Here is a 9238-nt window from a genome sequence, read left to right on the forward strand (position 1 = left end):
TATTTAAATAGAACTATAATAATAATTAGATGTAAAAATACATCTTGATAAAAAATATGTTTAAATATAATTTGATTAAAAATTATGGTGGTGATTAAATGGCAAGTTCAGCCAGAAAGATTATAGGAATTTTTGCTATAATTATAGTTTTCTTATTAGTATTCACTGCATTTTCTAATGTATTGATTTTAGCTCAAGATGATACTGAAGGGAATATTCCTGGAGTAGATATGGCTGCTTTATGGAGCTTACATGGTGGATTTACTTGGATTTATCCAGGAAGTTCACATAATGCAAATGGCCACACACTTCATAATATCTATATGACTGATAATCCATATCAGGATGCAAAGGAGATTATGCAATATACTTATGGTATAAATCCTCATATTTTAGTCATTATTAATGATAAGGCAGCAGCCCACATATTCGGGGATGATATCTTAGACACTATCCGTCAGCATGACTGGGGTGAAGGACACTCTCGTGGAGATGCTGTAGCAATGAGTATTACACAGGTAAATCTTTTGCCAGTTATTCCGGATATATTAATGGGTAATATTAAGATTATGATAATTTAACAAACTTTTAAAAAAAGTTTGATCAAAATATTTTCACTAGTTAGGAGTATTATGCTCTTAACTGGTTTTTACTATTTTTTTATATTTTTTTTACTATTTTGCTATTTTTTCTATTTTAATTTTTTCTAATTGTTTTCTAATTGTTTTTCAATTGTCTTTTTTCCTAATATTTAAATACTTAATTAAATAAAAATAATGATGTATATTTAATCTTTTAGATTATACAATTACTTTATTCAAATTAAAATTTATTATAAAATATTTATTGTGTGATTTCATGTTATTGATAGCTCAAAATCATTTTCAACTTATAGTCGAAGTCGGGTTGATTTTACTTGCTACCATGATATTTATTTTAAATCTAGTTCCACTTTCATTAAGTGTAGTAACTTTCCTATCATTGTTCCTATCTGGAGGTTTTACACTTTTATTCGGTGCGGACTTGGTATTTTTAGTATTGTCATTTGGTCAGCACGAATTTACTCACCCATTCGGACCAATTGCTCTTTTGGCTATTATGACTGCATTAGCTTCGCTGAAGGTGATGCAAGAGTCGGGAGTTAATGTATCGCGGCTGAAAAAGATAGTCTACATATTCCTTGGTGGAATTACTATCTTTGGTGGAGCAATGCACAGGTCTTTCTTATTATTATGGTTTGTAGGTTTATTTATAGGATATACCATTATTTCCAAGTCATTCAGACAGAAATCTATCCTCACACTTAAAAGGATTTTAACATTCTTCGGATTAGGATTAGTTGCATTTGGACTTTTGGAAATCGTTGCAAGAATCAGTGGTATGGAAATCTTCTCTCCAATGTTAAGGATTTCAAGATTGGCTCAAAACTCAGTATCCAGTTTAAAATTGGTGGTTGAGAACACTTGGTTAATTGGGCATGATCCTGCTTCTTCCTACTGGTCTAATAGTTCCGGATTTGCAGATGGATATATCAGTTTACCGATGCAATTTATTTTGCTCTTTGGTTTACCATTCCCTCTCTTCTTTGGTCTATTGGTAACTAAGAAAGATACAATCGATTATATGCTTCCAGGTATTTTCGGTTATGCTTATGACTTCGGATATCTTACATTCATCATATTGCTCTTGTTAGTATTGGGAACAATTGTAGTCGGATTAAAAATCCTTGTTGAGTACAGACGTAAAAGAGAAAGCAAAAACAGGAAATATTTAGGTAAGGAAGTTCTTTTAATAGGTTCCCTTACTGGTTTCATAGCTCAAGCAATCATCGGTCTTTTCTTATTTAACAGGACCGTTAATGGTATGGCGTTGCTGACTTTCCTGTTCCTAGGATCTTTAGTCTTGGCTCATACAGTTTCTATTAGAAGAGACAGTAATGAAGCTGTAAGCAGATAATCCAAGCTTTTTGAAAAAGTTTAATCAAACTTTTTCTTTTTTCTATTTTTTTATACTGTTTTTTAACTATTTTTTTAACTTTTTTTCAGTTATTTTTTTACCTATTCCATATATTCTATCTATTTTAATTGTTTTAGTTGTTTTTTCTAATTTTTTAAAATTAATTTATTTTCCCATTCTCTAATTTTTTTAAAAATAGTAATATTTAATTATAAACATTAATAAAAATATTATTGTATTATTAATTTAATTAATTATTAAATTTAGATTAAAAATATAAGATTAAAAACAATACTTTTGGTGATTATTTTGATAATTGGTGGTTCAGCATCACAAAAATTGGCAGCAAATGTTGCAAAGGAATTAGGAGAAACCTTATGTCCTCTTGAAACTAAAAAGTTTCCAGATGGTGAAAGATATATCAGAATCAAGGGGGAAGTTGAAAAGAATGTAACTGTCATCCAATCAACAGGTTTTCCTCAAGATGAAAATTTAATTGAATTATTGTTTATACTCAGAACTCTTAAAGACCTTGGGGCAGAACATGTCAAAGTGGTTGTTCCATATTTAGGGTATGGTAGACAAGAATTAAGATTCAAGGATGGAGAAGCTATTTCTGCTCAATTGGTAGCTAATTTAATTGAAGAGTCCGGTGCAGACGAATTCATTTCCATCAACTTGCACGAAGATAGCGTTAGGGATTTCTTCAATATACCAACTGCAAACCTTTCTGCTATGCCTCCAATTGCTGAATACCTTGCAGATAAAGTTGAAAATCCTATTATCATTGCTCCTGATAAAGGCGCTTTGGATTTTGCAGAAGAAATAGCTGAGATTCTTGGTTGCAACTGTACCTATATGAGTAAAGTCAGATTAGGACCTGATAAGGTTGAAACAAGAATCGTGGATGTTCAATGTGATTTTGACACTGAAGACCTTGATAAGGTCAAAAAGGATTCCAAAGTCAACATTGATTCAGTTAAAGGAAAAGAGGCAATCATCATTGATGACATCATAGCTACTGGTGGTACAATCGTCAATGCTATAGGCATCCTAAAGGAACATGGTGCAAAATCTGTAGATGTATGCTGTGTTCACCCAGTGCTTGTTAACGATGCTGTCTTAAAGATCATGGCTGCCGGTGCTCGTGACTTGTCAAGTACAGACACCTTGAAATCAGATGTCAGCACAATTTCTTTAGCAAAACTTATCGCAGATGCTTTAAGATAAATTTATATTTTAAAAAATATTTTTATTTTTTATTTTTTATTTTTTCTTATTTTCTCTTATTTTCTTTAAAAAAGTATTACTGCTTATTCATTGAATTAATAATTGTTTTATTTATTAACAATAGTTTTATATTACATTAATGAAAATATTATATTATAATTTAATTAATTTATATTTGGAGATATTGAATGCACGAATTTGCTATGGCTCAAGGGATTTTCAGCACAGTTTATGACACAGCGGAAGAAAACGATGCGATTGAAGTAACTGAAGTGGTTATTGAAATCGGAAGGTTGGCTATGTTGAATCCTGAACAATTGAAGTTTATGCTTGGTGTTATGTTTGAGGGCGAAGAGCTTACTAAAAATGCCAAGATGATCATTAATACTATTGATGTTGATATCAAATGTCACAACTGTGGCTTTGAAGGTGTAGGTGATATTGATGACAGTGACCATTATGCACCTATGATCTTATGCCCTAAATGTGAAAGCCATAGGGTTGAAGTTATAAACGGTAAGGACATTACCGTTAAAAGCATAAGTATTGAAAAAGAAGATGATGAAAGTGAGGAATAAATCACAACAAGAAATTCTATTGATATAATTAATACATCAATTAAAAATTCTTATACTTTTATCATGAACTATTAAAAATATTGTCCAAATTTTTAAAATTATTAAACTTATTATAAAATTATATGTTTAGAAGGTGAATCATATGCATAAGATTGCAGATGTAGAGATAGCAAAGAACATTATGGATGCTAATGACAGATTAGCACATAAAAATTTACATTTATTGGAAGACCACAATATCTTTTGTGTAGACTTCGTAGGAGCTATTGGATCTGGTAAAACAGCTCTTATTGAAGATTTGATTGATAATCTTGATGAAAAAGTAGGTGTGCTTGCAGGAGATATCATCAGTGATTTCGATGCTGATAGAATAAAATCTCACAATGCACCTGTTGTAGGATTGAATACAGGTACTGAATGTCACTTGGATGCACATTTAGTAGGTCATGGTTTAGGTGACCTTCCTCTCGATGATATAGATTATCTTTTCATTGAAAATGTAGGTAATTTAATTTGTCCGGTTGACTTCCAATTAGGTTCTCATATGAGAGTAGTTGTTGTAAGTGTTACCGAAGGTGACGACACTGTAGAAAAACACCCTTACATTTTCAAAGACTCTGATTTGATTATCATTAATAAGATTGATTTGGCTGATGCTGTTGGTGCAAGCACTGATAAGATGGTTGCTGATGCTAAAAAACTTAATCCTGATGTAAAAGTCATCACTACCAGTTTAAAAGAAGGTATTGGATTAGATGAAGTGATTGAAGCTATTAAAGATGCTAAAGCACATGAAGCTGAACATCACCATCATCATGACCATGATCATGAACACGAACACAGTCATGAGCACACTCATGAACATAGTCATGGTCACGAACACAGTCATGAGCATGAACATCATCATTAATTCAAGCTTTTTGACCTTCGGTCAAAAACCTTGACCAAAACTTTTTTCAATGGTTGTTTTCAACCATCTTTTTTTATTTTTTTAATTTATTCATTTAATTATTCTCATCATATTTTGTTTTTTTCTTTCTAATTTTACTAAAATTTATTAAGTATTACTAAAATAATATTTATAAAAGGTGATTTCATGAAAATTTGGATTGATATATCAAACGCTCCTCATGTAAGATTTTTTAAGGATGTTATCAAATATTTTGAAGATGAAGGAGATGACGTTTTAGTTACCGCACGTAAATTTGGAGATATCCATAAGTTAATGGATATGTATGACATTGATTTTGTATCTGTAGGTAAGCATGGAGTCACATTGGAAGAGAAACTTAAGGAAAGTGCTGAACGTGTTGTCAATTTGGCAGATTTGATTTCTGGTGAAAACTTTGATGTAGCGCTATCAAAACACTCAATTGAACTTCCAAGAGTAGCTTTCGGTCTTGGAATTCCAAGCCTATTCGTTTTGGACAATGAGCATGCAACTGCTGCAAATAAGTTGACACTTCCTTTATGCAGCAAAATCATAGTTCCAAGCATCATCGATGAGTGGAAATTATTGCAGTATGGAGCAAATCCAAATGACATCATCAAATATAATGGAACTTCTGAACTTATGCACTTCAACAATTTTAAGTTCAATGAAAATATTTTCGATGATTTAGGTCTTGATTTGCCACTTCAAAAGACTATTTTAATGAGACCTGAACCATCTCTTGCTTCCTATTTGAATACAGATTGCAGAAAATCAGTTTTATCTCCAGTTGTGGATGTATTGAAGGAGTATGCAAACATTCTTATTCTTCCTAGATTTAAGGAACAAGCTGAGATTTTTGAAGGAATCAAGAATGTAACAATACTTAAGCCTCCAGTTGATACTTCAAGCATAATCAAGGCATGTGACCTTGTCATTGGTGCTGGTGGAACAATGAATAGGGAAGCAGCTATTCTACAGACTCCTGTAATCTCCTGTTATCCTGGAGACACCCTATCTGTTGATCAGTTTTATGTAAACAATGGATTGATGTATAGAACAACTGATTTAGAGGATATTACCAAACAGGCACTTAGCTTTATTGTAAATCCTCATAAACCAATCGAGTTAAAAACAGACAATTTATTTGAACTTATTGTAAATAAGACTTATGAATTAGGCAATTCTAAAAAATAAGTTTTATTTTTTTCTATTTTTATAAAATAACAATTGCCTTTTTTTAAAATAAACAATTTTTTTATTTTTTGACACTTTTTTGTATTATTTTTTATGTTTTTTATGTGATTACAGTTCTCTTTTTAATTTTTTAGTATTACTTTTGAAGTTTTAGAAAAATTTAAGTGCACCTAAATTATATTTATAATTGTAAAGCTTTAATTAATTAAATTAATTAAAATTTTACTTAAATTAACTGAGGTGAAAAAATGGCAAATGCAATTATTACTGGTGGATCCAGAGGAATCGGTAAAGCTATGGCTTTAAAATTAGGTGAATTAGGTTACAATGTAGCTATTAACTATCGCAGTGACTCATCTAAGCAATTAACTGAAGACTTAGTTGAAGAACTTAAATCTGAATATGGTGTTAATGCTATTGCAGTACAAGCAGATGTAAGTAAATTTGAAGACTGCAAAAAATTAGTAGAAGCTGCTGTTGCAGAATTTGGTGAAGAAATTGATGCACTTGTAAACAATGCAGGTATTACCAACAACTGTAATTTCATTGACTTAGAACCAGAAAAATATGAAGCTGTAATCAACACAAACCTTGTAAGTATGATGCACATGTGCCACTTAGCATTACCATATATGGTAGACCGTGACACTGCAATCGTATGTACAGCATCTGTAGGTGGATTAACCGGTGTAATTAACCAAGCAGACTACTGTGCTGCTAAAACTGGTGTAATCGGTTTATGCCGTGCATTAGCATTGGAATTTGCTCCTAGAAAAGTACGTGTAAATGCAATCGCTCCGGGTATGATCATGACAGACATGTTACGTGGAGTAAACCAAGATGAATTAAACGCTCTTGCAGCAACCATCCCACTCGGCCACATTGGTGAAGTGGAAGAAATCGCAGGTGCACTTGAATACATCTTGACTGCTGGCTACTTAACTGGACAAGTTATTTCACCTAACGGTGGATTTGTACTCCAATAGGTTAAAAAGAGTTATAATTAAGAGTTTTCACTCTTAATTATTTTTTTAATATTCTATTTTTTTCTTTTCTTATTATGGTTATTTGATTTTTTCAGTATTCTATTTTTATCGTTTTTTATTGCATTTCATCATTTTCAACCATTCTCCATTCGGATCATCTTCCTTAAAGTATTTCTCAAAGATTTCCTTTCTGTTTTTGATTATCTTTTCATATCTTTCAGGGTTTTCTTCCTTGAATTTCTTATGGAGTGCAATAGTTAAGCGATTCAAATATTCATTTAAGTTTTCCTTTTCCTCTTCGCTTAAAGTGTCAAAGATATCAATATCATCATGATTCTTAAATTCCAATGCCCTACCCTCTTCTGTCAATTCAACAAGAAGAACCCTCTTGTCTTTAGGAGAGGGAACCTTTCTGATGAGGTTTTGCTGTTCCAGCTTATTCAAGGTTTCATTAAGGGAAGTTACACTGATATTCAATATTTCAGACAATTCCTTAGTAGAAAATCCGTCTTTTCTCTTTAAAAGAATGATCAGTCTGCCTTGTCCCTTTGTAATGCTTTTCATTTCTGGATTTTGCTTTTTGATTCTTTTATCCAGAATCTCATTTATCATAATGAATTTATGGAACAATAATTGATTATTTACCTCATTAAAATCAAAATGATGGTTTGAATTATTTTCCTTATTCATATGATACTCTCCTTATTTTGTGTATTCAGGGTATTGTAGTAATATCCTTTTTGCTCCAACAGCTCTTCATGGCTTCCTTGCTCGATGATATGTCCGTCTTCAATTACAATTATCTTATCTGCATTTCTGACAGTAGACAATCTGTGAGCGATGATGAAGCTTGTTCTGTCCTTCATCAATTTATCCATAGCCTCTTGGATGATCTTTTCAGTTCTTGTATCAACTGAAGATGTTGCCTCATCCAAAATTAATATCTGCTTGTTTGAGAGAATGGTTCTTGCAATTGTCAAGAGCTGCTTTTGACCATGGGAGATATTGTCTGCATCTTCGTTAAGTTCGCTTTCGTATCCTTCAGGGATTTGCCTGATGAAATGGTCTGCATGAGCCTCTATTGAAGCGTTTATGACTTCCTCTTCAGTGGCATCCAACTTACCATAGCGAATATTGTTGTATATTGTGTCATTGAATAGCCAAGTGTCTTGAAGCACCATTCCTACAAGGGATCTTACGCTATGCTTGTCGTAATTGTTGATGTTGACTCCATCAATCTTTATCTCACCGCTGTTTAAGTCATAGAATCTCATGAGCAGTTTCACAATTGTTGTTTTTCCTGCTCCAGTTTCACCTACAATAGCTATTTTCTCTCCCTTCTTGACTTTAAATGAAAGGTCTTTGATTACAAGTTCATCTTCGCTGTAACCGAAGCTGACATTTTCAAAGCTGATTTCATCATTGATTGCATTGATCTGCTCTTTTGAAGGGTTTTCTTCAATCCTTATTTCAAGGAATTCGAATATTCTTTCACTTGCAGCCATTGCAGTCTGTATCATGTTCATTATTCTTGTGACCTGTTCGATAGGTGTTGTGAAGTTTTTGGAGTATTGGATAAATGCCAAAATGTCTCCGACGCTTATTGCCCTTTGAAGTACGAGAACAGCTCCAAGAACGGATATGATTACATATTGCAGGTTGGAAATGAAATGCACGAAAGGACCTGATAGGCTTGAGAAGAATTTGGATTTCCATTCCTGTTCATACCATTTTTCATTTTCCACTTCAAAGATTCTCATGGATTCCTCTTCCTGATTGAATGCTCTAATGATTTCATGGCCTGTAAAGGACTCTTCAATTTGTCCATTCAGGTTACCTCTGTATCTTAGCTGCTTTAGATAGTAATCCTGTGAGTATTTTGTTATGTATGTTATAATCAGTAAAGCTATTGGAACCAATACTATTGTAGTAAGGGTTAACCATAGGTTAATGGAGAGCATCATCACTGTAACGCCGATTATTGTAATGACTCCAGTCAACAATTGGTTGAATGTTTGAACAATTCCTGATTGGAGTGAGTCTACATCGTTTGTGATTCTTGATAAGATGTCTCCTCTGGTGTTTATATCCAAATCACCCATTGAAAGGTGAGTTACCTTTTCAACCAAATCCTTTCTTAGATTATAGCTTATGTCAGTTGTAATGTCAAGCAGGAGATAACTTTGAAGATATGAGAAGAGTGCGCTTATGATATATAATACCACTATAGCAATGAGCAGATTGATTATATGATTCAAATCCATATTCCCAGAGTTTATGCCCTCAAATATTGCAGTTGTAGCAAATCCTATTAAAAGAGGGCTTATGACTGAAAACACTGTTGATATGATTCCGCAGAT

At 32.6% G+C, this 9238-nt stretch carries 9 protein-coding genes; 7 read left to right on the forward strand and 2 right to left on the reverse strand.

Features of this window, described 5'->3' with window-relative positions; genetic code table 11:
- The first annotated feature begins 98 nt into the window (after positions 1-98).
- The 7 genes from ACKI67_RS02750 to ACKI67_RS02780 all read left to right on the forward strand — a co-directional run bounded on the left by ACKI67_RS02750 (position 99) and on the right by ACKI67_RS02780 (position 6878).
- The gene (locus tag ACKI67_RS02750; RefSeq protein ID WP_407461873.1) at positions 99-581 is read left to right on the forward strand and encodes a hypothetical protein; all 483 of its coding nucleotides are present in this window, start codon (positions 99-101) and stop codon (positions 579-581) included.
- A 277-nt stretch (positions 582-858) separates the two neighbouring features.
- Positions 859-1956 carry a hypothetical protein gene (locus ACKI67_RS02755; RefSeq protein ID WP_407461874.1) on the forward strand — a complete coding sequence of 366 codons (1098 nt, stop codon included), beginning with the start codon at positions 859-861 and terminating at the stop codon, positions 1954-1956.
- A gap of 309 nt (positions 1957-2265) precedes the next feature.
- A complete protein-coding gene (locus tag ACKI67_RS02760; protein ID WP_407461875.1) occupies positions 2266-3186 on the forward strand; it encodes a ribose-phosphate diphosphokinase in 921 nt (306 codons plus the stop codon).
- 188 nt (positions 3187-3374) lie between these two features.
- Positions 3375-3764, forward strand: a complete 390-nt coding sequence (gene hypA, locus ACKI67_RS02765; RefSeq protein WP_407461876.1) for a hydrogenase maturation nickel metallochaperone HypA — start codon at positions 3375-3377, stop codon at positions 3762-3764.
- Positions 3765-3906: 142 nt separating this feature from the next.
- A complete protein-coding gene (hypB, locus tag ACKI67_RS02770) occupies positions 3907-4674 on the forward strand; it encodes a hydrogenase nickel incorporation protein HypB (RefSeq protein ID WP_407461877.1) in 768 nt (255 codons plus the stop codon).
- A 186-nt stretch (positions 4675-4860) separates the two neighbouring features.
- Positions 4861-5892 carry a DUF354 domain-containing protein gene (locus ACKI67_RS02775; RefSeq protein WP_407461878.1) on the forward strand — a complete coding sequence of 344 codons (1032 nt, stop codon included), beginning with the start codon at positions 4861-4863 and terminating at the stop codon, positions 5890-5892.
- 248 nt (positions 5893-6140) lie between these two features.
- Positions 6141-6878 carry an SDR family NAD(P)-dependent oxidoreductase gene (locus ACKI67_RS02780; protein ID WP_407461879.1) on the forward strand — a complete coding sequence of 246 codons (738 nt, stop codon included), beginning with the start codon at positions 6141-6143 and terminating at the stop codon, positions 6876-6878.
- A gap of 105 nt (positions 6879-6983) precedes the next feature.
- Here the strand turns inward: ACKI67_RS02780 and ACKI67_RS02785 are convergent, their stop codons facing one another.
- Complete coding sequence (locus tag ACKI67_RS02785; RefSeq protein ID WP_407461880.1) at positions 6984-7568, reverse strand: MarR family transcriptional regulator; 585 nt, start codon at positions 7566-7568, stop codon at positions 6984-6986.
- Positions 7565-9238 (reverse strand): ABC transporter ATP-binding protein (locus ACKI67_RS02790; protein WP_407461881.1); only part of this gene is annotated, 1674 nt, incomplete at its 5' end. The genes ACKI67_RS02790 and ACKI67_RS02785, both read right to left, overlap by 4 nt.

This window comes from Methanobrevibacter sp. (assembly GCF_045577275.1).
GTDB lineage: Archaea > Methanobacteriota > Methanobacteria > Methanobacteriales > Methanobacteriaceae > Methanobrevibacter.

Coding starts and splice junctions, on each gene's coding strand:
- ACKI67_RS02775 (WP_407461878.1), top strand. CDS start 4,861: ATGAAAATTTGGATTGATATATCAAACGCTCCTCATGTAAGATTTTTT.
- ACKI67_RS02750 (WP_407461873.1), top strand. CDS start 99: ATGGCAAGTTCAGCCAGAAAGATTATAGGAATTTTTGCTATAATTATA.
- ACKI67_RS02780 (WP_407461879.1), top strand. CDS start 6,141: ATGGCAAATGCAATTATTACTGGTGGATCCAGAGGAATCGGTAAAGCT.
- ACKI67_RS02785 (WP_407461880.1), bottom strand. CDS start 7,568: ATGAATAAGGAAAATAATTCAAACCATCATTTTGATTTTAATGAGGTA.
- hypB (WP_407461877.1), top strand. CDS start 3,907: ATGCATAAGATTGCAGATGTAGAGATAGCAAAGAACATTATGGATGCT.
- hypA (WP_407461876.1), top strand. CDS start 3,375: ATGCACGAATTTGCTATGGCTCAAGGGATTTTCAGCACAGTTTATGAC.
- ACKI67_RS02755 (WP_407461874.1), top strand. CDS start 859: ATGTTATTGATAGCTCAAAATCATTTTCAACTTATAGTCGAAGTCGGG.